The following is a 24,457-nucleotide window of genomic DNA, read 5'->3' as shown; positions in this document are numbered from 1 at the left end:
AAATTTGTGTTATGTACTTCTTTAGAAAAAAGGATCCAAACAGGCCAACCAGCTTTAACCTAAAGGTTATGCATATTATAAATGCTATTGCCATTTGTATGTTTGTGGCCGGCATCACCTGGAAACTTATCCAGTGGTTTATTCTGAAAAAGTAATACCTACAACATAACACCATCATGAAAACAATCATCAACACCAATAATGCCCCGGCGCCAATTGGCCCATATAGCCAGGCTGTTGCCGCAAACGGGTTACTGTTCGTATCCGGCCAGATCCCAGCCAACCCCAAAACAGGCGAGATAGTAACAACCGGTATTAGCGATGAAGCTACCATGGTAATGGAAAACCTTAAAGCGATATTGACAGCGGCTGGTATCGGATTTGACAGCATCATAAAAACTACCATCTTCTTAACTGATATGCAAACCTTTGGGCAGGTTAACGAGGTGTATGCCTCATACTTTACAACTGATTTCCCGGCTCGAGAAACGGTACAAGTATCTGCGTTGCCAAAAGGTGTCAATGTAGAGATCTCTGTAATTGCTTTAAAGCCCTGATCTATATAAAAATTGAACCGTCAGCATTTTCAAACACCCATTGAGTATTTAAAAGGTGTAGGCATAGCCCGTGCGGATGTGCTTAAAAAGGAATTGCAGATAAACAATTTTGAAGACCTGTTACGGCACATCCCTTATAAATATATTGACCGTACGCGGTTTTATAAAATAAAGGATATCCAACCCGATATGCCCTATGTGCAGGTACTTGCACGAGTAAACAAAAAAGAACTTATTGGCGAAAAGCGCACCAAACGTTTAGTAGTGCAGGCCAATGACGATACCGGCACAATAGAACTGGTATGGTTTCAGGGGATTAAATGGGCCGAGAAGATGCTGGTGCCAGGCAAGGTGTATGTGATATTTGGTAAGCCCGGCTTTTTTAATCATAAAGCCCAAATGGCTCACCCGGAGATGGACCCCTATTTGCCCGGCGCACCGATACAAAAGGGTAACTTAACCCTTCAGCCTGCTTACAACTCTACCGAAAAGTTGAAGCAGTTTAGCTTGGATAGCAAAGGCCTTCAAAAACTAATTGCGGCCCTGCTTGAGCAAACTGCAAAAGACATCCACGAGAATTTACCTGCTTATATCCTTAACCGTTTTAAACTGGCAGGCAGGCAGGAGAGTTACCGCAACATCCATTTCCCTAATGATGCCAACCAGTTAAAGGAGGCACAATACAGATTGAAGTTTGAAGAATTATTCTTTCTGCAACTAAAACTGCTAAAGAATAAACTGATGCGCACGCAAAAGTTTAAAGGGAACATTTTCAATAAAGTTGGCCACTACTTCAATGACTTTTACCACGATAAATTACCTTTCGAGCTAACCAATCCGCAGAAGCGGGTGCTAAAAGAGATCCGTACCGATACCCAGCGCGGTGTGCAAATGAATCGTTTGCTCCAGGGTGATGTGGGCAGCGGCAAAACGGTGGTGGCGCTAATGAGTATGTTGATAGCCATTGATAACGGTTTCCAAACCTGTATTATGGCACCTACCGAAATTTTGGCCAATCAGCATTACCAAACCATAAAGGATTTAGTTGGCGATGGCTTTATTGAAGTCGCCCTGCTCACCGGATCGGTGCCTACCAAAGCCCGAACGGGTATCCACGAAAAACTGGAAGACGGCTCACTTAACATCCTGATAGGTACGCATGCGCTTATAGAGGATAAAGTGCAATACAAAAATCTGGGCATGGTGGTTATTGACGAGCAGCACCGCTTTGGTGTTGAACAACGCGCTAAGCTTTGGCGCAAGAACATCGTTCCCCCGCATATCCTGGTGATGACGGCTACCCCAATCCCCCGTACCCTGGCTATGACCATGTACGGCGATCTGGATATATCTGTAATTGACGAACTGCCCGCCGGCCGCAAGCCCATCAAAACCGTACATTTTTACGAGGCGCAACGCCTGCGAATGTTCGGTTTCATGAAAGAAGAGATTGCCAAAGGCCGCCAGGTGTACGTGGTGTATCCGCTGATAAAGGAAAGCGAAAGGCTCGACCTGAAGAACCTCGAGAGCGGCATCGAGATCATGACACGCGAATTTCCATTACCTGATTACCGCATCAGCATAGTACACGGCAAACTTAAACCCGCCGAAAAGAATTTTGAAATGGAACGCTTTGTAAAAGGCGAAACGCAAATAATGGTAGCAACTACAGTGATAGAGGTTGGCGTAAATGTACCCAATGCATCCGTAATGATCATTGAAAATGCCGAGCGTTTTGGCCTCTCGCAATTGCACCAGTTACGTGGCCGTGTTGGCCGCGGCGCCGAACAGTCGTTTTGTATCTTGATGAGTAACGAGAAGCTAAGCAACGATGGCCGCATCCGTTTAAATACCATGGTTAAGACCAATAACGGCTTCGAAATAGCTGAGATAGATATGCAACTGCGCGGCCCAGGTAACATCGGGGGCACCCAGCAAAGCGGTGTGTTAGACCTTAAGGTTGCCGACCTTACCACCGATCAGGAAATACTGCAGCAAGCCCGCGACTGCGTTATCGAAATTTTCGAGAAAGACCCGCAACTGGCCGCTCCCGAAAACCAGATCCTAAACCTTGCCTTCCAGACTCAAAATGCGGGTTTAAACTGGGATAAAATATCATAGGCAGCTATTAAAATGCGTGGCAAATATTACATTTGCTTAAACGCATCTTATCATGAAAAAATCCTTTCTTCTTTCCATTGTTTTATTAGCAACAGCGATATCGTCGCAAGCACAAGACTCCTTACAGATCCGCAAGTTTTATGACGAAGCCCTGGTTAACGGCCAGTGTTACGAGAACCTGCGCTACCTGTGTAAAAAGATAGGCCAGCGTTTAAGCGGCTCGGCAGGTGCTGCAAAATCTGTCGAGTGGAGCAAGAAGCTGATGGATGGTTACGGATTTGATAAAGTTTACCTGCAAGAGGTGATGGTACCACATTGGGTACGCGGCGCAAAAGAACAGGGTTATATTATAGATGGCAAAACCAAAATATCGGTGCCAATAGCTGCACTGGGCATGTCGGTTGGTACACCTGCTTCAGGCATCACCGCAAATATTGTAGAGGTGCGCAGTTTAAAAGAACTGGATGCCCTTGGCGAAAGCGTTATAAAAGGCAAGATCGTTTTCTTTAACGGCCCGTTCGATCAGCGTTTTATTGAGACAGGCGCGGGCTATGGCTCTGCAGGTGTACAACGTTTTGCAGGCCCGGCGGCGGCAGCCAAATATGGGGCGGTTGGTGCAATAGTGCGCTCGATAACCACTGCGCTTGACGATTATCCGCATACAGGTGGCACCGTTTATGCCGAGGGTGGCAAAAAGATCCCGGCAGCAGCAATATCTACGTTGGCAGCTAATAAGCTGAGCAATATGCTTAAGCTGCGTAAATTTCCGCTTATTAAATTCTACTTTAAACAAAGCTGTCAAACCCTGCCCGATGTTAAATCATACAACGTTATCGGCGAGATAAAGGGCAGCGAGAACCCAAACAAATTCATCACCGTTGGCGGCCACCTCGATTCGTGGGACCTGGCCGAAGGCGCGCATGATGATGGTACAGGCGTAATGCAATCTGTAGAGGTCTTGAGGGTTTTAAAGGCGACTGGTTACAAACCAAAAAACTCTATCCGTGCGGTATTTTTCATGAACGAAGAGAATGGTCACAAAGGCGGCTTGAAATATGCTGAAATTGCTGCCGCTAACAAAGAAGAACACATTGCTGCTATAGAAACCGACGAGGGCGGTTTTACCCCTCGTGGTTTTAGCTTTGAAGGTGCATCAGCATCATTCTTAAAAGACCTTAACAAAAAATGGAAACCGCTGTTTGAACCCTATGAGGCCGACAGACTTATTGCGGGTGGCAGCGGTACAGATATTGGTCCATTAAAAGAAACCATCCCTTCTATTATGTTAATAGGTTTCAGGCCAGATTCGCAGCGATACTTCGACATCCACCACACACCGAACGATGTGTTTGAGAACGTGAACAAACGTGAGCTTGAACTGGGGGCCGCAGCCATAACCGCATTGGTTTATCTGATAGACCAGCACGGTTTAAATTTTTAATGATAATACTTTGAGGCCGCATCTTACTATTGTAAATTGCGGCCTCATTTCTAATATACTACCATAGTGCCAGACGACGGAACAATAACACCCAAAACCGATTCTTTTGCCGCCCTTAAATACAAAGATTTTAGATCTTACCTGGGCATGCGGTTTTGTTTTACTTTTGCGTACCAAATGCAAACGGTTGTGCTTGGCTTCTATATTTACCAGTTAACGCACAGCAAAATTGCGTTGGCTTTTATTGGTTTAAGTGAAGCGATACCTGCGGTGGGCATAGCCCTTTATGGCGGCTATATTGCCGACAAGTATGAAAAACGCAAAATGCTGCTCATTATTTTTGTTGGCGTATTTATCTCATCTCTTGTGATGTTTATTACAACGCTTACCAACGTGGCATCGCAATTACACACCAATGGCATACTGATGATACTGTACGCCATGATATTTTGTAACGGCCTTGCCCGTGCCTTTTATGGCCCGGCAACCTTTACCATATATGCCCAAAGCATACCTAAAGAGCTTTACCCTAACGGCAGTACCTGGAGCAGCTCCAGCTGGCAAGTGGCATCTATACTTGGGCCGCTTACCGGAGGGTTTATTTATGGCTTTGCACATCACGTCATCCCGGGCTTAAGCGGCATTACTGCAACCTTTGGCTTAACGTTAATATTTATGCTTGTATCGCTTATATTGGTATATGTGCTGCGCGAGTACCCCCCGGTTTTTATACCAAAAGAAAATATTTGGGTGAGTCTTAAAGAAGGCCTCAACTTTGTCTTTACCAACAAAATGATGTTTTATGCCATGAGCCTCGACTTGTTCTCGGTGTTTTTTGGCGGCGTTGTAGCCTTGCTGCCGGTTTTTGCCCTTGATATATTAAAGGTTGGAGCCGAAGGTTTGGGTATCATGCGTATGGCGTCATCATTAGGCGCGGCATTAACCATGCTGGCCATGATCCGTTTTTCGCCTATGAATAAACCATGGCGCAATTTATTAATAGCAGTTGCAGGTTTTGGTGTATGCATAATAGGCTTCGGCCTTTCAACTGTATTTTACGTGTCGCTGGTGTTTTTGTTTTTACAGGGTGCGTTCGACAGCGTGAGTGTTATCATCCGTGGCACTATTATGCAACTTTTAACGCCAGATCATATGCGCGGCCGGGTATCGGCAGTAAACTCTATGTTTATTGGTTCATCTAACGAGATAGGAGATTTCGAATCAGGCATGGCTGCTAAGTTATTCGGAACCATCCCGGCGGTTTTGTTTGGCGGCAGCATGACGCTTGTGATTGTGACTATCACCTTCCTTAAAACCAGAAAATTGATTCCGCTGTCATTAAACCAAATACACGAACCCGGGCCTGTTAAATAACGTACACGTCTAAAAGGTGAATGCCCCCTTAATTAAAGCGTTATTATGCACTGGCTTATTGAATAATATATCGACCTTTAGTAATTTAGCACGTAATTGATCCCCTACTTATAACTATTACTTAACGGTTTGATTTCAAAGTATTTAAACCTTCTGCCATTAAGGCTAATTGGCATACTTATAGTATGGTTAATATTGGCCGTACCCCTATTTTCTAATGCTGCCAGACAGCAAGAAAAGCACGTATATCACCCAAATATTTTCAATTCTCTTAAAGATACTGCCGTAGCCAACCGCATAGACTTAGCCCGGATTTTATATAAGGATTGCCGTAAAATGACCGGGGCAGATGCCATGCATAGCCTGGACGACTTTGCTGTTATTGCAGAAGATCTGAACGACCGGTCTCTTATTTGCGCTACCTATGACCTGCGTGCCGATTACTACTCCGTAAATCGCGGATATAACCAAATAAGCAATAAGTATTTTGACCAGGCAATCGCTTTCGCTCAAAAAGAAAAGATGCAGTTGGAAGTCGGCATCTACCAGCATCGTAAAGCAAATTATTACTTCCTGTATAAGAAAAATGCGGAAGCTTGCCGTTATTACCTCCTGTCTGAACAGAATTTTCGTGAGGTTGGCTTTGATAACGTGCCGGGTATGGGTAACCTTTTTTCGGAGGCATCCAACTTCTACTACTACCTTGGCGATTTTGAGAACGCCCGCCAAAGCCTCCGCCAAGCTTTAAAGTATCAAACAAAAATATCCCGCACGCGCATTAATATTGTAAATACCATCGGCCTCACTTACCGCAACGACGGGCAGTATAAAGACGCGTTAGTTTACTTTACCAATGCTTTAAATATGGCAAAGATAAGTAACGATACTATTTGGATGGGTATTACAACAGGCAATATAGGCTCTGTTTATTTTCTGCAGCACTATTACGAAAAAGCTATCCCGCTTATAACGTTCGATTATCTAACATCAATTAAGTACGATCAAAAACAGAATTCGGCCATTGCTTTATTACGTTTGGTTAAAATAAATGTAGAGCAAGATAACCTTAAGCTGGCAACAGCACAATTGAACAATGTTTACAAAACCCTTGCCTTATGCACAGAAGACGTGCTTGGGCAAAGGGTAGATTATTATAAACTGAAGGCTACCATAAGCGAAAAGAATAATCAAATTAAGGATGCGATAAGGTACCGTGATGAGTCGGAAAAACTACGCGAAATAGTATCAAAACGTGATAACATAACGGCTATAGAGCGCGTGCGCATGCAATGGATTACTGAAAGAAGCCGTGAAGAATTTGACAACTTAAAAAAAAGCACGCGAATAGATACCTTCAAATTATACACCGTTATAGTAGTATTAATATTGCTTATAATAATAATAGCATTGGTATATAACCGCCAAAGGCTAAAGGCTAATAAAGATAAGGACTTGCTGGCATCAGAAAAGCGCAGGGTTGATGAGGAATTGAAAAATGCAACAATGGCACTAAACGGGTACACCGAAAATCTGACTCAAAAAAACAACCTGATTAATGAGATAAAGGCCGAACTGGAAAACATGCAACTTAAATACAGTGGATCTGAAGTAGCGGAAAGTCTTGATAAAATGATGCAAGCACATATCATGACCGAGGATAACTGGGTTGAGTTTAAGAAGCTGTTTACTCGGGTGCATAATACTTTCTTTTATAACCTCCGCCAGGCCTACCACAATTTATCGGGCACAGATGTACGTTTACTTGCGCTAATTAAATTGAAACTTAACAACCGCGAAATGGCAGGTATGCTGGGCATTACTATTGATGGCGTAAAAAAGGCTAAACAAAGGCTCCGAAAAAAAATGAAAATTTCAGAGGATGACGAATTAGACCACATTATAAACACGCTTTAACAACTCTAAAAGCTATATATAAAATTTTGTCTTGATTTTGTCCACCCTGAAAATTCTTTAAATGTGTACATTATACACCATATTTGATAATCAATCCAACTTAATTAAGACGCTGTATTAAACGTTTGTTAACAAATTACTTTTTACGCAATAACTGAATGATTGTTGCTAAATTGGCACTTTAACCTTATTAATTGTTAGCCTTGATTACCCCTACAATGGAAACAAAACAAAAAAAAGCCTGCCCGCATTGCGATAAAGGCAAACTCACCAACCGCGCGCGAAGGCCGGCCTTGATGAAGGCAACACTTTTTTGGTTGCCTATAAAAAGATATTCATGCAATATTTGCGATAAAAAATCATATGTGTACGGCTCCGTTTGGGAAGACACAAATAGAAAAACCTCTGATTAATGCGATTTAGAGGGGGAGTCTAAACTCTTGCCCTGAAGCTATCGAACCCTGTGCCGTTAAGTTACTCTGCTCTAAATTAGTAGCATTGATAATTTATACGGCATTTTTTTTGACAATTCTCCCAAAATCTTCCGGCTTCCGGCAGTTTAAATATAAACTGTGCTTTTTGACTCGCAATGCCCTGTTCGGCACCAATAAACAATTAAATTGAAATAAATTAATAAATGAATGAATATTCATTTATATTTGCATCTTGATTTATTTAGATGCGTGTAAGAAATTCAGATAAAGTACAATTGGTTAAGCAAACCGCTATTGAGTTGATCGTAAAAGATGGATTGGAAGGCTTTAGCATGAATAAGTTAGCTAAGGCTTGCAATATTTCTGTAGCTACGCTATACATCTATTACAAAGATCGCGACGACCTGATCCTGAAGATCGCCATGGAAGAAGGAACGGTAATGGCAGAGGCTATGATTAAAGATTTTAACCCCGATATGCCTTTTGAAGACGGTCTGCGCAGGCAATGGCTAAACCGTTACGCATATATAAAAGATAAACCGCAGATAAACTCCTTTTTTGAACAAATGCGTACATCCAGTTACCAGGAGGAATTTCTTGCAGGCTTTTTAACCGAGTTTAAAGTAACCATGAGCAAGTTTATGCATAACATAATAGACCGTGGCGAAATTGAGGTTATGCCATTTGAGGTTTACTGGTCTATTGCATTTTCCCCCTTATACAATCTTATCCGTTTTGATAACGAAGGCAAAAGTATGGGCGGCAAGCCCTTTAAACTTACCGACCAAATGCTTTGGCAGGCCTTTGAATTGGTTGTAAAAGCCCTTAAAAAATAAGCTGATGAACACAATAGAAAATTTTGACCACATACTGCTTTTTAAAACCAACGTTAACTGCGATGCCGATAAACTGCTGCTGCATACCGTACTTGATGCCAACCCCGATATACAATGCTGGAACGTAGACCTGGACGATGAGGATTGCGTTTTGCGGATAGTATCGTACACGATAAGCCATCCACAAATAATTGAATTAATGAATAACCACGGCTATTATTGCTGTGAATTAACCTAACCAAAAATGGAAAACAACCAACCGGCAGTACCTTTTACGGGCTATCAAAAATTTGTGATATTTATACTGGCTATCACCCAGTTTACGGTGATACTTGATTTTATGGTGATGTCGCCATTGGGCGATATGCTGATGAAATCGCTTAACTTAAAACCATCGGCATTTGGCGTGGCAGTATCTGCTTATGCCTTTAGCGCAGGGATCTCGGGCTTGTTAACTGCCGGCTTCGCCGATAAGTTCGACCGAAAGAAGTTACTGCTGTTCTTTTACGTCGGTTTTATTGTGGGCACAATCTTTTGCGGGATGGCGCAGTCCTACACTGCCCTCGTTGCCGCGCGGATCATCACCGGTTTATTTGGTGGCGTTATCGGCTCCATATCCATGGCTATTATTACTGATATTTTTGCCTTGCAGCAACGCGGCCGGGTAATGGGTTTTATTCAAATGGGCTTTGGCGCAAGCCAGGTATTGGGTGTACCCATCGGCATTTACATCGCCACACTTTACCGTTGGGAAGCGCCGTTTTGGATGGTGGCCGGCTTGAGTATATTCATTGCGGCAGCTATTGGGTTTTTCCTTAAACCGCTAACAACCCATTTAGCTATCCAGCGCGACAGATCGGCGTTGGCGCATTTGTGGCACACAGTTTCAAAAGCAGATTACCGGGTAGGCTTTACCTCTACCGCCCTGCTATCTATAGGTGGCTTTATGATGATGCCTTTTGGCAGCGCCTTCGCGGTGAATAACCTTGGTGTCAACTACAAGCAACTTACCATGCTGCTAATGGTATCGGGCTTAAGCTCGTTACTGATAATGCCGGTAATTGGTAAGCTAAGTGATAAGATAGATAAGTTCAAGATCTTCGCCGTAGCATCTGTTTGGATGATGATCATGTGTGTGGTGTATACCAACCTTGGCGTTACGCCGCTAATATTGGTAATGGTACTCAACATTTTAATGATGATAGGGATCATGAGCCGCATGATCCCCTCCTCGGCATTAACCAGCGCCATACCGGAAATGAGCGACCGTGGCGCTTTCATGAGCATCAACGCATCGCTGCAGCAAATAGCGGGTGGTGTTGCCGCCGCGGTTGCGGGCATTATAGTTACCCAGCCAAGCAAAGGCGCGCCATTACAGCATTACAATGTGGTGGGTTATGTAATTGTCGGCATCTCCATTTTAAGCATCTTTCTAATGAGCCGGGTTGATAAACTCACCAAAAAAAGAATGGCCGATAAGACGGTTATAATACCCGAAGAAGCAGCCATTAGCGAAGGTTTTTAACCGATTTATATTTACTGTCCCACTGTTTGTGACATAACGAGTGGGACAGTTTGTAATAGGCTGAAAATCAAACGATAACAAAAACAGTAAATTCCACTCTACATCAAGTATTTCTTTAGGTACAGTACAGAATATTCTGTATTGTACCTAATTGTGCTTTTTGGCCTGTCTGTACTATTCGGCAAAAAACGGTACACCGTGGGACACCCTGAGACTGCACCTTCTGTCGCTTTAAAAGCACCTTTTTTGAATAGATAATCACTATGATTATTTCCATTTAGTTTTTTAGCATCAACCCTAAACCTTATAGTAGCGGATACCGGCCCGTGCGGAATGCCTGCAGGCGTATAAGCGAATAGAAGGGCCGCCCTAACCCAAACGCTACCGGAACTGCATTTCCTAAATTTTATGATTTTAGCGGGATATAAAATGCAGCCCACATTACTTATATTAGCCTGCACCTTATTCATATCACAATGAAACGCACCCTACTGCTCACCCTAATTACTACCGCCGCTATGGCCGCAAACGCCCAAGTAAAATTCGACCCGCCAAAAACTAAAGCCAAGCCTGTTGTTGATACCCTGCACGGGGTACAGCTAACCGATAATTACCGCTGGCTGGAAGATAAAAAAAATGAAGATGTTATAGAGTGGACCAAAAAGCAGCATGATTATGGTGTAGAGTACCTCGCCAAAACCCAAAAGGTACACCCCGACCTGAAAGAGAAAATTGCCGCCTACCTGAACATGGATTATGAAGGCCCGCTAAACACGGTTGGCAAACGCGTTTTTCAAACAGTGAAGAAAAAGGGCGATAAACAATATAAGATCTACACCATTATCGACGGTAAAAAGATTTTGATATGGGACCCGGTTACGCTGGATGCCGATGGCAAGATCTCGACCAGTGGTACAAGCTATACCTATGATGGCGAACGCGCGGCTATCAGCGCACAAAAAAGTGGTGCCGAGGTGAACACCGTTTACTTTATTGATACCCGCACGGGTAAGCAGATTCATGAACCTGTTACTAATACCAGCGGGTTCGATTGGGCGCAGGACCAGCAGCATGCCTACGTTACCCTGCGCAGCCAGGAAGATGTAGACAAGCAACGCCCCCTTAAAACTTACTATCTAAAAGTTGGCGACCCAATAGAGAAGGCAACTTTTGTAGGCACTACCAAAGATGCCCAAAACAGCTACTTTATTTATGATAACCGCTACAGCGATGTAACTTTTAGCGGCGAGGGCGACTTTTACTCGAACAGTTTACGCATGCGCCCTACGGGGAGTTTAAAGGATGGCAAGCTGATCTACAACAGTAAAAAATTCCAGGCGTATCCCGAGGCTATCGGCAACCACCTATATATAAAAACCAATGATAACGCGCCCAACAGTAAGCTGATGATAGCTGATAAACTGAACCCGGACTATAAGAATTGGAAAACGCTGATCCCAGAGAGCAGCACGGTGATGGAGAGTTACGCGGTGACTAAAAACAGCATTATTATACAGGATAAAAAAGACATTGAAAGCCGGTTAACCATCTACAACCTTGCCGGTAAAAAACTGCGCGCCGTGCCCCTGCCCGAGAAAGGCAGCGTAGGCAGCATGAGTTACGACCGCGAGGAAGACAAGCTGTACATATCGCTGGTAACGTTTACATCCACCCCAAAAACCTACGTTTGCTCGCCTAAAGATTATAAGTGGACGCTGTTTTACCAACGGATCTTGCCGGTTGATATGAGCCAGATAGTCGGCGAAATAAAATTTTATAAATCTAAGGATGGCAGCCGTGTGCCGGCCTTTGTGGTACACCGAAAGGATCTTAAAATGGATGACAACAACCCGGTGCTGTTAACTGCTTACGGTGGTTTCCAGTCGGGCATTAAACCGGGGTATTACGGCTTTTACGCGCCGTTCATCCAAGCGGGTGGCATTGTGGTGCAGCCGGGCATCCGTGGTGGCGACGAGTTTGGCGAGCAGTGGCACCTGGACGGGATGCTTGCCAAAAAGCAAAACAGCTTTGATGATTTTTACGCTTGCGCGGAATGGCTGATCAAAGAGAAATACACGAAGGAAAACAAGATAGTAGCCCTTGGCGGCAGCAACGGCGGCCTGCTGATGGGTGCCGCTGCAACCCAACGCCCCGACCTGTTTAAAGCCATTGTATGCGAAGTACCGCTACTGGACATGCTGCGTTACCACAAATTCCTGATAGCCCGCTACTGGATTCCCGAATACGGCGCAGCCGAAGACCCGGAACAGTTTAGATGGTTGCTGCGCTATTCGCCTTACCAAAACATCCGCGTGGGCGTGAACGTGCCGCCAATGCTGGTAACCGCCGGTGCCAACGATACCCGTGTTGACCCAATGAACGCCAAAAAGTTTGTTGCCGCCCTGCAGAACAACCCCGGCCAAACCAGCCCCATCATCCTCCACATGGATTTTGACAGCGGCCACGGCAGCGGCCAAAGCACTCAGCAAGCCATAGAAAACTGGACGTTTGTATTTGAATATGTGATGAACCAATTGGGGATGTAAGGGTCTAAAAATTTATAAACAAGAAAATGAAAAACATTGCGACAATAGGTATAGAAATTCCATCCGTTGAAAATAATATAAAACTTAATACATACGCTTCATTGTCAGATATTGATATTGCAGTTTTTGCACCGGTAATAAAAAATCCATTTTATAATCTGTATGAAAGCTATATGGCAACTAATGAATCTTATGAAGGAAAAAAACTTTATAGCAAAGACTTTTCACCACAGATTAAAGAGCACGCGAGACATTGGAAAAATGAATTATCTCACTTTGTTAATACCGGAGGCACTTTGTTTATTATTTTGCCAAAAAAGGAGGATTTTTTCATCTATTCCGGAACAAGAGATGTAAGTGGAAGCGGGAGAAATCAAAAAATTACTTTTCATATAGAGCCATTTTCCAACTATAAATTTCTGCCTTTTGATGACATTAAATTCAAATTCGTATCTGGGGAATATATCCTTCCAAATTCGTTTCTTGTAAACGAATTTTATTCTTTGTTTAAAGAATATATGTCTTTCGAAGCATATTTTGCTAAGAGCCCTGATAACCCATTATTTTTCACAAAAAACAAAGATCGCGTTTTAGGTGCTAAAATCAGCAGTCAAAAAGGTGATACAATTTATTTACCAAATATTAATTTTCATGTAAATAAACTTTTAAAGCATAATGAAAAAACTGGAAGAAGCTCATGGAATTCGATGGCGAGCAAAGTAGGCTTATCTTTTGTAAGTAATTTGATTGAAATTGAAAATACCATAAATAAGACTGAATTAAAAACACCAAAACCGAACTGGTTAAATACTCCTCAATATGAATTGGTCGAGGCTACGAAAACCATTACTACTATTGATCTAAACCTGAAAAAAATCAAAGACATATCTATTGAGAATGAAAGACTTCAATTAGTACTGATTGAGCAAGAGTCTCTTAAAGATTTACTATTTGAAACCGGTAAAACGTTAGAAAAAGCAGTAACCAAAGCGCTTATTATTTTGGGCTACACTGCGGAGAATTATGACGATGGGGAACTTGAACTGGATCAAATAATTATTTCTCCAGAAGGATATAGATTTATTGGAGAATGTGAAGGTAAAGACAATAAGGACATTGATATTAGTAAGTTCCGACAATTATTGGATGGTCTTAACGCAGATTTTGAAAAAGAAACTATACCAGAAAAAGCTTTTGGATTGCTAATCGGTAACCCGCAACGATTAACTGCTCCTAACGAACGAACCTTGGATTTTACCAAAAAATGTCAACAAGGTGCCGAAAGAGAAAAAATTGGTTTAATAAAAACTTCAGATTTATTCGCTATTTGTAAATATATAATTGAGAATGATGATAGTACGTTTACAATAGCTTGTCGCGAAACTATTTTTAAGCAACTTGGGAAAATCGTGAATTTCCCCGTTACACCAACAGCAAAATTGTAAAGTATTTGTTTACGGTATTAATGCTAACCCTACCTCGCCATCATCGCCACAACATCCGCTTCACTTCCCTCAAAAGGGCCGGAGGTTTCTATTTTGAGGCCTGCCATGGCGGCGGCAAATTCGCCGGCTTTTTGGATGTCGGCCCCTTTAACGCGTTTGTACAGGTAGCCCGCCATATACGTGTCGCCGCAACCGGTGGCATCCACTACTTCGGTAGGTTTGTAGGCAGGGATGGTGTAAAAGATACTATCGTGATAAATTATCGAGCCCATGCTGCCAAGGGTTACAACCACCTCCTTTACGCCCCACTCGGCCAGTACCTTCGCCCCTTCTTTAATGTCGGCTATGCCGGTAAGCACTTCCAGTTCGTGTTCATTTACTTTCAATACATCAATGTATTTGAGAGCTTCCTGTTTATCTGCCCAGTCTATGGCGTGTACGCCTTTGTCAATTACCTCGCGCAGGTAACCTTGCGCATCTACTGATACATTGCCCCGGCTAAACAAAGCTTTGATCAGATCGGTCGACATATCATCTGCCAGCAGCGGGCCAAGGTGAAAAATGATGGCTTCCACATCTTTCAGGTCTTCGGCTACAAAGGCATCCGCTTTTTGCAGAACGCGCTGGGTACGGTTATCCTGGTTCTCGCCGTAAATGTTTTCAAAATAAACGGTATGTGCGCTGGGCAATACTTTTACCTCGATGCCTTTATCGCGCAGGGCGGTAACGCTGGGCAGTTCGGTATCGGCTACTGCCGTAACCAGGCCGTATTTCACATCCATATTTCGGATAGCGTTCGAAAAATAAAAAGCCGTGCCACCCGCCATGTGCTTCACAGCCTTGGGGGTAACAATTTTATCTAAGGTGATATGCCCTATGCAACAAATATCGTACATGCGTTAAAATTCAATTTACGGTTAACGGGGTTACAAATGTAATATTCTGCCAGTTAATTATTTGGCACTTAGTTAATTTAACAAACTCACCCCGTAATATCATGGAGTATTTACACCGGCGTTAATAGCATCGCTCAATACCAACCAGATAACCGATAGAGAAAAACTATATACCATAGATTTTTAAGATGCAAACCGGAGGTGTTTAAACCGTATATTTGTTGCATAAATTATAACAAAACAACCATTATGTTAACGATAGGACAAAAATTCCCGCAATTTTCTAAAACAGCCGTAACAAGTCTTGAAAAAGGCAAAGAGTTTGAAACATTAACTTCAGACTATCTTGTTAATGATGATAACGTTTGGACCGTAATGTTCTGGTGGCCAAAAGATTTCACTTTTGTATGCCCTACAGAGATTGCCGAGTTCAACAAAAACTTTGGTGAATTCCGCGACCGCGAAACCCGTTTAATTGGTGCATCAACCGATAGCGAATTTGTACACGCTGCCTGGAGAACCCACCACGATGACCTTCGCGACCTTAAGTTCCCGATGTTGGCTGATACTTCAAAATCATTAGCAGAAGACCTTGGCATTTTAGAGCCAAACGAAAAAATCGCTTACCGTGCTACTTTCATTATAGACCCTACAGGTGTTATCCGTTGGGTATGTGTTAACGACCTTAACGTAGGCCGTAACGTTAAAGAAGTTTTACGTGTACTTGATGGTTTACAAACCGACGAACTTTGCCCTTGTAACTGGGAAAAAGGCCAGGAAACTTTAACTGCATAATTTTAATGTGCAAATTTCAGATGTGCGGATGTGCAAATTCTTATCATCTGCACATTTGAAATCTGCACATTTACACATCTGTATATCTACCCATGAGCGAAAGCACCGAAATAGTTCAGGAACTGTTGGAAACAACCGGCCTTGACAAAACATACCGCACCCCCGCCATCAGCCTGTTAGAGGCAGGCGAATCGCGCTACTTACGTGATTTGAAATTAAACTTTACCAGCACACTTACATCCGAGCATTTAAGCGCTAAAGAATGCGCTTTGTTGGGTTTAAGCACGGCAGTTAATAATCAGAATGCGCCGCTGATCGCGTATTACACCAATATTGCCAAACAAGCCGAAGCTACCGATGCCGATGTGGCAGAAGCGGCAGGTTGTGCATCGTTATTGGCATCAAACAATATATTTTACCGTTTCAGGCATTTTACCCAGAAGGAAAAATACACCCAGATCCCGGCGCGCATCCGCATGCAGCTGATGATGAAACCTGTAACCGGGAAAGAGTTTTTTGAATTGATGAGCCTTGCCATATCGGCCGTTAACGGCTGCGAAATGTGTGTGAACGCGCACGAAGATTCGTTAATAAAACTTGGCACTACCGAAGAGCGCATTTTTGATGCCGTGAGAATAGCATCATTGGTAACAGCTACCGGGAAAATTATTTTCTAAAAAAGCAGAAATTTTCGGTTTGTATAAATAATATCCGGCAATGTTTGGGTTTGTTAATTTAAAACCCTTAATTTTAAGCCTTAGATTATTACGAACCCCTGTCATCATCATAATTTTATAGCTTATAATATTACCGGTACCAGGGAGGAATACAAATTTAATTGTTGATTTTTTGGAAAAGCCATTCCGTTCGTAAGAACAGAATGGCTTTGTTTTTTTAGTGAGAATCTGTCACTGCCTTTAGCTTTTTAAAGGGCTGCAGGTATAGTAACGGTATCGAGAAGAGCATCACCAGACCAGAGATCCAATAAGCATCGTCATAACTTAACAACATGGTTTGCCTTATCACCGTACCTTCAATAGCTGCATAAGCCATGTGGGTAGCATCAAGTACAGATTTACCGCGGGATATAAACCCTTGGGTAAGTATGTGCATCCTTTCGGTAAATGCAGGGTTATACGGGTTAACGTGTTCTATTAATGCATTCCGGTGCACTCCCTGACGAATGTGTATGATGGTTGTTAAAGCAGCGATACCAAACGACCCGCCCAACTGGCGCATCATATTGTTTAGGCCAGATCCCTGCCCAAGCTCGGGTCCTTTAAGGTTGGCCATGGCAAGCGTAGTTAAAGGCACAAATAATAAGGCCATACCTACACCACGGATCAATAGAGGTATCAACACATCATTTTCGCCGGTTGCCAGGGTAGAGTTGCTTAGCATCCAGGTAAACACAAAAAACAGGAACATACCAAGCGTCGCCATAAATTGTGCGGGGATGCCTTTGTTAAGCATCTTACCTATAAATGGCATCATAAAAATAGTACACAAGCCGCCGGGGAACAATAATTGGCCTGTTTGCTGGGCATTAAAGCCTAACAAACTCTGACAGAATACCGGGAACACGAATATAGACCCATACAACCCAAAACCGAGGATAAAAGAGGTGAACATACCTACGGCAAAACTGCGGTGCCGCATAATGCTAAAGTTAACGATGGGGTGCTCGGTACTCATTTCCCGCCATATAAACAGCAGGGTACCCAAAACAGCACAAACAGTAAGCACAGTAATATAAGTAGTAGCAAACCAATCTTCCGATTCCCCTTTTTCAAGGATGGTTTGTAAACTACCTACGGCAACCGCAAGCAAGCCAATACCCCACCAATCGATGGGCTTCTTCTCGGCCTTTGGCGTTTCATTAATAAACGTATAAGCCAGGAACGCCGCAAGTGCGCCTACCGGTAAGTTCACATAAAAGATCCACGGCCACGAGTAGTTCTCGGTTATCCAGCCACCAATGGTTGGGCCTACAGTTGGGCCTACCACCGCGCCTAAACCAAATAGTGCTGTAGCAGTACCAATCTGCTCGCGGGGCCAGGTCTCTATCAGAATAGTTTGGCCGGTAGATATTAAACCACCACCCGCGATGCCCTGCAGGATCCGGAAGATCACCAGTTCATCAAGCGTGGTTGCATTACCACACAAGAATGAGGCTATCGTAAATACAATAATAGACGTAAGGAAATACTGCTTGCGGCCAAACCGGCCACCAAGCCATCCCGACATTGGGAGGATAATTACGTTTGCCACGGCATAACCGGTAACCACCCAGGCAATATCCTCTAAAGTTGCGCCCAGGTTACCCTGTATGTGCGGTATAGCTACGTTTACAATGGTGGTATCGATAAGCTCAAGCAACGATGCCATAATTACCGTTATGGTAATTATCCATTTTTTAAAGCCAGTTTCAGCCATGTTATTTAGTCTTTTGTAATTACCGAAACGTCAACGCTCATACCCGGGCGTAGTTTCGCTATATCTTCTTTGCTGCCTGTGATCTTGATCTTGACAGGGATCCGTTGTACAACCTTAACAAAGTTACCGGTAGCATTATCTGGTGGCAGTAAAGAGAATTTTGCACCTGTAGCAGGCGAAAAATTGTAAACTGTACCTTCTATTTTTAAACTTGGGTAAGCATCAACCTTAAGGTCAACTTTTAAACCGTTCTTAATATCGTTTAATTGGGTTTCTTTAAAGTTTGCGGTAATGTAAATACTGTTATCGTTCACTACCGAAAATAAAGTTTGCCCTGCCTGTACCAACTGGCCTACCTGTACATTCTTTTTAGCTACCATACCACTTGCCGGGGATTTTACATCGGTATAGCTCAACTGTAGTTTCGCGTAATCGATATCTACCTGCTTTTGAGATACACCTGTATTGGTAACCTTTAACAAACTGCGGCTGGTAGCTATCTGCTCTAACGCGGCTTTGTATTTATCGCGCGATGCATTGTAGTTTGCCTGGGCAACTTCCAGATCGGCTTTGGCCTGGTCAAATTGCTGGCGCGTTACCGATCCATCCTGCACTAGGTTGGCGTAACGGTCGTAATCTTTACGCACTTTATCTAAACGTGCCTTTGCAGATGCTACATCAGCTTTAGCGCTTGATGAGTTTGCGGCAGTGGTAGAGATCTGCGATTCGCCAACATTAATGTTAGCGCTTGCACCAACCTGTGCAGCTTGTGCCTGCTCTAATTTTACTTTGTAATCGCGTTCGTCAATTTTAACCAGTAGCTGGTTTTTGTTAACGTGCGTATTTTCTTCGAACATGATGCTGTCAACATAGCCGCCAACACGTGCCACAACCGGGCTTATGTCGCCATCTATCTGCGCATCATCAGTATCAACGTGTTTGCTGAAGTATATATATTCTTTTACGCCGAATATGATACCCCCTAAAAGAACCACCCCTAATATGATAGGAAGTACCTTACTTTTCTTTTTAGGTTGTTCTGTTTCTTGTGTTTCCTTTGCCATCGCTTTGTATATTGTAATTATTTGTTAAGTTTTCCTGTTGATTTTAATAATGTATAGTATGCTAATCCCGCATCGGCTTTAGCCAACTCTAAGTTGATCTCGGCCTGGTAAAGCAGGGTTTGCGCGTCGGCACGATCTGTGGCCGATGATATGTTGCTTTTGTATTTCGATTCTAGGATCCTGTTGTTCTCGTTAGCCTGGTTAATGGATGTTTGCAGCAAGGTTATTTTATCTAAAGCCGCTTTATAATTCTGGTAGCTTTGGTTAACCTCGTTCTTTACGTTATCCATGGTGATGCCACGGTTTATGATCACTTCTTCACGCTGTAGTTTAGCTTCGTTAACCTTGTTCTTGTTTGTCCAAAGGCTGCCAAAATCCCAGCCTAATGTTAAACCGATAGATATTGGGGTGATGTAGTTACCGCTTTTAGGCAGTGGGTTTGCAGATACACCTACATAGTAAGCACTGCCCGATGCCGAAAGCGTTGGCGTTGTGTTTGCTTTGATGTTTTTGATATTGATATCGGCAACTTGCGTGCGAAGGTCTAACTGTTTAAACTCGGGGCGGTTGGTCAAGGCCGAATCCAGGTAGCTGGTTAGCGGCAACGCGTTCCTGTCGGTTTCAACAATCTGCGCTATACCTAACTGGGTGGTTTCCGGCAATCCTAAAAGGATATTCATGTTATAGTTAATGATGCGGCGGTTGTTTTCCAGGTCGATGCCGTTCAACTCGATGTTTGAGCGTTGTAACTGGAAACGTAGCACATCATTTTTGGTAACCAAACCCTGGTCAAAAAAGCGTTGCGATTGTTTTATCTGCGCATCAATGGTAGCCAAATTCTGGTCAACCACTTTTTTGCTTTGCAGCACCTTGTACAGGTTGTAGTACGAGTCTATAATGTTGTACGCTATCTGGTCTTTATCATTAACAGCATCCAGGCGGGCAACTTCGCTTAGTAAATTGGTTGACTCGCGAGCGTACTTTAATTTGTTACCTGCAAATATCACCTGGTTTAACGATAACGTACCCAAATAAGCGTTGGCGCTTGTTGGCAAGCGCAGGCTTTGTTCGCCAAAGTTTAATTTGTTGGCGGGGATCTGCGCCCGGTTATAACCAAAACTGGCTCTACCTGTAGGCAACGAGCGGTCTTTAGCCTGTTGGTATTGTGATACCGCCTGGTCTATCCGAGATTGCGAAAGTTTAAGCACTTTACTGTTATCGATCCCGAGTTTAAGGGCTTCCTCCAGCGTAAGGGTTTTGTCCTGCGCGGCGGCGGGGTTGGTAATTAGCAATGCCAAAAGCAGCAGGGTTAAACTACCCGCGGCCTTTAGGGCTTTGTTTAGTGGTGATGGTTTCAAGGGTGTATTATTTATTGTTATCATTTTCATTTTGCAAGTAAGCTTTTAACAGCGTTTTCATATATTTCTTAAACCGGGGTTTAAGAAGGTTATTTTGGTTATCCACGTCCATTACATCATACCCAAGCACCCTTGTTGAAATGTGCGGTGTGTTTACGATATAGTTTTTGGTACCGAAAATGGTTGCAACCAAAAGTTGCAGGTCGGCATCTTTATTAAAGTCACCTTTTTTTATCCCCTCGGTGATTATAGCCTGAAAAACAGTTACGTTCTTCATCATAATATCGGTGATCTGATCGGTAAGTTCCGATTTTTTGGATTTAGAGATCTCCCGGTTCAGCATAATGTGGAAACAGTTATTGGTTACTACCTTATCTATATAACTATCCAGGTATTTATCCAACTTCTCCCAGGGGTTAATGCTTTCATCATTACCTATGCTAAGCAGTATGGTTTGGAAACTGGTGATCCTGCGATCGAATATTGCCAGGAAAACCCCTTCTTTTGAACCGAAGTAATAATTAAGCATAGCCATATTAACCCCGGCCTCGCCCGATATCATACGGGTAGATGCACCATCGTACCCCTGTTCGGCGAAAACACGCTCGGCAACATCGAGTATGTGATCTTTTTTATCTGATTTTTCCTTTTCCATTTTCTTTTTTGTCCAATGCAAAATTAATTAATCGATTGATTAATAAAAGAGGGTTTTATCATTTAAATGTAAATTCAATCAATCGATTAAATAATAGCGGGAGATGTAATTATGACGGTATAATTATCATACCCATTATTGCGTAAAGCCTTCTTTCAGATATATTTGTCGTCATGAAGCGCATCCTGCCTGTAACCCTTGTCTTGTTTTTAATTTACGCTAAGGTATTTTCACAAACCGCACCACCATCAGACATTGGTACTATCCAGCAAAATTTAAAAAAACTGAATGTGTTGGGCAGCGTACTATATATAGCCGCCCACCCCGATGACGAGAACACACGCTTATTAGGTTACCTGGCGCAGGAAAAACATTACCGTACGGGATATTTATCATTAACCCGTGGCGATGGCGGGCAAAACCTGATAGGCACCGAGCAGGGCGAACTTTTAGGCTTGATCCGCACGCAGGAACTTTTAGCTGCCCGCCGCATGGATGGCGCGGAACAGTTTTTTAGTCGCGCTAATGATTTCGGTTTTTCTAAAAACCCCGAAGAAACCCTTAAATTTTGGGACAAGGATAAAGTGCTGGGCGATATGGTTTGGGTGATCCGTAATTTTAGGCCTGATGTGATGATCTGCCGTTTCCCTACAACCGGCGAGGGCGGCCACGGTAACCACACCGCATCGGCCATATTAGCACAGGAAGCATTTAGCGCGGCTGCCGACCCAAAACGTTACCCCGAACAACTAAAATATACAACCGTATGGCAGGCAAAACGCCTGTTATGGAACACCTTTAGCTTTGGCTCAGTTAACACAACCTCGCCGGATCAGTTTAAAATAAACGTTGGTGGATACAACCCGACATTAGGTAAAAGCTACGGCGAAATAGCTGCCGAAAGCCGCAGCAACCACAAAACGCAGGGCTTTGGCTCGGCTAAGCAACGCGGCGATGCCTTTGAATATTTCAAAACCATCCTTGGCGATGCCCCAAAAACCGACCTGCTGGATGGCGTGGATGCCACCTGGACCCGCACACCATTCGGTACGCCGATAGCTCAGAAAATTGCCGCCATCACCAAAACATTTAACAGCGATGCGCCGCAGGCATCCGTGCCGGCCTTAGTGGCTTTACTTGGCGATGTTGACCAAACCGTAGCCACCAATAAAGCGTTCCAAACCGTTAGGTTAACCGAAGGCGCCAACACCGCCTACGACTATTGGCACAAACAAAAAACAAAAGAGTTAAAAGATATCATTGCCGCCTGCGCCGGATTATGGTTTGAGGCGTACACGACAGAACCCGCCTATGCTGTAGGCGATACCATGAAAATTCAATTGCAAGGGATTAACAGCAGCGATGTACTTGTAAAACTTTTTGGCATCACCATAGCGGATACATTTATCACCTATGCGGATAGCGTGTTTAAAAAGAACCAACTTAAAACGCTGTCACAAAAATTTGCAGCTAATAAACTTACCCAACCTTACTGGCTGGAATCGCCTCATGGTATTGGCAGCTATACAATAAACGATGACCTAAAAGTTGGCAACCCGGAAAACCCGGACGCGCAAATAGTGAGAGTTGATTTTAATATTGCCGGAAAGACTATTAATTACTACCGTAAACTGATATATAAATACGTTGACCCTGCCCGTGGCGAAATCTATCAACCTTTAGAAATCACCCCACCTGTTACCGCCAATATTGCCGAAAAGGTTTACGCCTTTAATAATACGCAGCCGCAAACTATCCAGGTAAAATTAAAAAGCTTTACCAATGCCAGCGGCAGCATCACCCTTAAGCCTGTTGCGGGGTGGAAGATCAGCCCGCAGAAAATTGATTTTACAGGCAAAAACAAAGGCGATGAATGGACGGTAGCTTTTACCGTATCACCTACGGACAGCAAAACTACCACAGCTATTTTACAAGCTGACGTGACCGTCAACGGCAAAGTATTTTCACTGGGCTTATTGGATATCAGGTACAACCACGTGCCGGCCATCACTATCTTCCCGCCGGCGCAAGCTAAACTGGTAAACATCGACCTGAAAACCGCAGGCAAAAAAATAGGCTACATTGCCGGTGCAGGAGATTTGATCCCCGAATCGCTGCGCGAGGTGGGTTACGACGTACACCAACTTACCGAAAGCGAGATCCTCAACAGCGATCTATCTGTTTACGACGCCATTGTAACCGGGGTGCGCGCCTACAATGTAAACGAGCGCCTTACCTACGAGCAGCCTAAGCTGATGGAATACGTTAAAAACGGCGGTAACCTGGTTGTACAATACAATAACAACAATGGTTTGGTTACCCGCAATATCGGCCCGTACCCGTTCACAGTAGTTAACCAGCGCGTAACCGAAGAAGATGCCAAAGTAACTTTTGCTGAGCCAACAAGCCCGGTACTAAATTACCCTAACAAAATAACCAATGCCGATTTCAGCGACTGGATCCAGGAACGCGGCTTATACTTTGCAGATAATATTGATAGCCGGTACAGTACTCCACTACAAATGAATGATACCGGCATGGCGCCTAATAAAGGTTCGCTTATTGTAACAAATTTAGGAAAAGGCCGTTTTGTTTACACATCGCTTGCATTCTTTAGGGAATTACCTGCCGGCGTGCCGGGCGCATACCGCCTGTTTATTAATTTATTGAGCAAGCCAAAAAATCAGTAATTTGAATTAGGCATCAATACTTTAATAATATAAATTTGCAGCATCATATTTTAATATAATACTATGTCACATCATCAACACCCACATCACCACGAAGAAAAAAACTACGATTACGTATTTTACCTGGTTGCTTTATTAACCGGTATGTTTGTTGGTGCAATTGTAGAAAGAGGCTTTATCTGGATCCCTGTAGGTGGTGTTTTCGGTTTGTTAACCGCGGCTATCTTCTTAAAATTCCTGGTGAAAGGCCGTGAAAAGGTCTGAGAATACCGACCTCCCTTCTTTTATAAAAAACTGGAACCAGTTTTACGGTATTGTTATCGTATGGCTGGTTTTTTTGATCCTGGTATTTTGGCTCATCACTAAATCT

The 24,457-nt window shown here is 43.4% G+C and carries 20 protein-coding genes; 15 read left to right on the top strand and 5 right to left on the bottom strand.

Going from position 1 to position 24,457, the window contains the following annotated elements:
• Positions 1 to 11: 11 nt before the first annotated feature.
• From ACVW0P_RS09465 to ACVW0P_RS09415, 11 genes are all read left to right on the top strand, one after another.
• Positions 12 to 155, top strand: coding sequence for a DUF6728 family protein (locus ACVW0P_RS09465; RefSeq protein WP_354426685.1), 144 nt, complete (start codon positions 12 to 14; stop codon positions 153 to 155).
• Positions 156 to 176: 21 nt separating this feature from the next.
• Positions 177 to 557, top strand: coding sequence for a RidA family protein (locus ACVW0P_RS09460; RefSeq protein ID WP_457131860.1), 381 nt, complete (start codon positions 177 to 179; stop codon positions 555 to 557).
• A gap of 12 nt (positions 558 to 569) precedes the next feature.
• A complete protein-coding gene (recG, locus tag ACVW0P_RS09455; protein ID WP_457131859.1) occupies positions 570 to 2,678 on the top strand; it encodes an ATP-dependent DNA helicase RecG in 2,109 nt (702 codons plus the stop codon).
• Positions 2,679 to 2,730: 52 nt separating this feature from the next.
• Entirely contained in the window at positions 2,731 to 4,119 is a 1,389-nt protein-coding gene (locus ACVW0P_RS09450) for a M20/M25/M40 family metallo-hydrolase (RefSeq protein ID WP_457131858.1), read from the top strand.
• A 66-nt stretch (positions 4,120 to 4,185) separates the two neighbouring features.
• Positions 4,186 to 5,493, top strand: a complete 1,308-nt coding sequence (locus ACVW0P_RS09445) for an MFS transporter (protein WP_457131857.1) — start codon at positions 4,186 to 4,188, stop codon at positions 5,491 to 5,493.
• Positions 5,494 to 5,688: 195 nt separating this feature from the next.
• Entirely contained in the window at positions 5,689 to 7,407 is a 1,719-nt protein-coding gene (locus ACVW0P_RS09440; RefSeq protein ID WP_457131856.1) for a hypothetical protein, read from the top strand.
• Positions 7,408 to 8,086: 679 nt separating this feature from the next.
• Positions 8,087 to 8,677, top strand: coding sequence for a TetR/AcrR family transcriptional regulator (locus tag ACVW0P_RS09435; RefSeq protein WP_457131855.1), 591 nt, complete (start codon positions 8,087 to 8,089; stop codon positions 8,675 to 8,677).
• A 4-nt stretch (positions 8,678 to 8,681) separates the two neighbouring features.
• On the top strand, positions 8,682 to 8,915 hold the full coding sequence (locus ACVW0P_RS09430) for a hypothetical protein (RefSeq protein ID WP_354426692.1): 234 nt from the start codon (positions 8,682 to 8,684) through the stop codon (positions 8,913 to 8,915).
• Positions 8,916 to 8,921: 6 nt separating this feature from the next.
• Positions 8,922 to 10,202, top strand: a complete 1,281-nt coding sequence (locus tag ACVW0P_RS09425; protein ID WP_457131854.1) for an MFS transporter — start codon at positions 8,922 to 8,924, stop codon at positions 10,200 to 10,202.
• A gap of 476 nt (positions 10,203 to 10,678) precedes the next feature.
• Positions 10,679 to 12,748 (top strand): prolyl oligopeptidase family serine peptidase, encoded by a 2,070-nt coding sequence (locus ACVW0P_RS09420; protein WP_457131853.1) that lies wholly within the window; start codon positions 10,679 to 10,681, stop codon positions 12,746 to 12,748.
• Positions 12,749 to 12,774: 26 nt separating this feature from the next.
• Positions 12,775 to 14,193 (top strand): hypothetical protein, encoded by a 1,419-nt coding sequence (locus ACVW0P_RS09415; protein ID WP_457131852.1) that lies wholly within the window; start codon positions 12,775 to 12,777, stop codon positions 14,191 to 14,193.
• 29 nt (positions 14,194 to 14,222) lie between these two features.
• Here the strand turns inward: ACVW0P_RS09415 and ACVW0P_RS09410 are convergent, their stop codons facing one another.
• Entirely contained in the window at positions 14,223 to 15,089 is an 867-nt protein-coding gene (locus tag ACVW0P_RS09410) for a PfkB family carbohydrate kinase (RefSeq protein ID WP_457131851.1), read from the bottom strand.
• A 249-nt stretch (positions 15,090 to 15,338) separates the two neighbouring features.
• On the opposite strand from ACVW0P_RS09410, the gene ACVW0P_RS09405 reads away from it, so the two are divergent.
• Together ACVW0P_RS09405 and ACVW0P_RS09400 are read left to right on the top strand one after the other, a co-directional pair.
• The gene (locus tag ACVW0P_RS09405; RefSeq protein WP_354426698.1) at positions 15,339 to 15,884 is read left to right on the top strand and encodes a peroxiredoxin; all 546 of its coding nucleotides are present in this window, start codon (positions 15,339 to 15,341) and stop codon (positions 15,882 to 15,884) included.
• A gap of 92 nt (positions 15,885 to 15,976) precedes the next feature.
• Positions 15,977 to 16,561, top strand: coding sequence for a carboxymuconolactone decarboxylase family protein (locus ACVW0P_RS09400; protein ID WP_457131850.1), 585 nt, complete (start codon positions 15,977 to 15,979; stop codon positions 16,559 to 16,561).
• A gap of 217 nt (positions 16,562 to 16,778) precedes the next feature.
• Here the strand turns inward: ACVW0P_RS09400 and ACVW0P_RS09395 are convergent, their stop codons facing one another.
• The 4 genes from ACVW0P_RS09395 to ACVW0P_RS09380 are packed head-to-tail and all read right to left on the bottom strand — an operon-like array spanning position 16,779 to position 21,397.
• The gene (locus ACVW0P_RS09395; RefSeq protein ID WP_457131849.1) at positions 16,779 to 18,320 is read right to left on the bottom strand and encodes a DHA2 family efflux MFS transporter permease subunit; all 1,542 of its coding nucleotides are present in this window, start codon (positions 18,318 to 18,320) and stop codon (positions 16,779 to 16,781) included.
• Between the two features lie 5 nt (positions 18,321 to 18,325).
• The gene (locus ACVW0P_RS09390) at positions 18,326 to 19,384 is read right to left on the bottom strand and encodes an HlyD family secretion protein (protein WP_457131848.1); all 1,059 of its coding nucleotides are present in this window, start codon (positions 19,382 to 19,384) and stop codon (positions 18,326 to 18,328) included.
• Between the two features lie 17 nt (positions 19,385 to 19,401).
• On the bottom strand, positions 19,402 to 20,772 hold the full coding sequence (locus tag ACVW0P_RS09385; RefSeq protein ID WP_457131847.1) for a TolC family protein: 1,371 nt from the start codon (positions 20,770 to 20,772) through the stop codon (positions 19,402 to 19,404).
• On the bottom strand, positions 20,750 to 21,397 hold the full coding sequence (locus ACVW0P_RS09380) for a TetR/AcrR family transcriptional regulator (RefSeq protein WP_457131846.1): 648 nt from the start codon (positions 21,395 to 21,397) through the stop codon (positions 20,750 to 20,752). Before ACVW0P_RS09380 ends, ACVW0P_RS09385 begins: the two co-directional genes overlap by 23 nt.
• Positions 21,398 to 21,570: 173 nt before the next feature.
• Between ACVW0P_RS09380 and ACVW0P_RS09375 the strand changes: the two genes are divergently transcribed.
• Both ACVW0P_RS09375 and ACVW0P_RS09370 read left to right on the top strand, forming a co-directional pair.
• Positions 21,571 to 24,087, top strand: coding sequence for a PIG-L family deacetylase (locus ACVW0P_RS09375; RefSeq protein WP_457131845.1), 2,517 nt, complete (start codon positions 21,571 to 21,573; stop codon positions 24,085 to 24,087).
• A 63-nt stretch (positions 24,088 to 24,150) separates the two neighbouring features.
• Positions 24,151 to 24,351, top strand: a complete 201-nt coding sequence (locus ACVW0P_RS09370) for a hypothetical protein (RefSeq protein WP_354426705.1) — start codon at positions 24,151 to 24,153, stop codon at positions 24,349 to 24,351.
• Positions 24,352 to 24,457: the final 106 nt, after the last annotated feature.

The organism is Mucilaginibacter sp. UYNi724, from assembly GCF_054057495.1.
The sequence above is the reverse complement of the archived record's forward strand: the minus strand, read 5'-3'. Positions and strand labels throughout refer to the sequence as shown.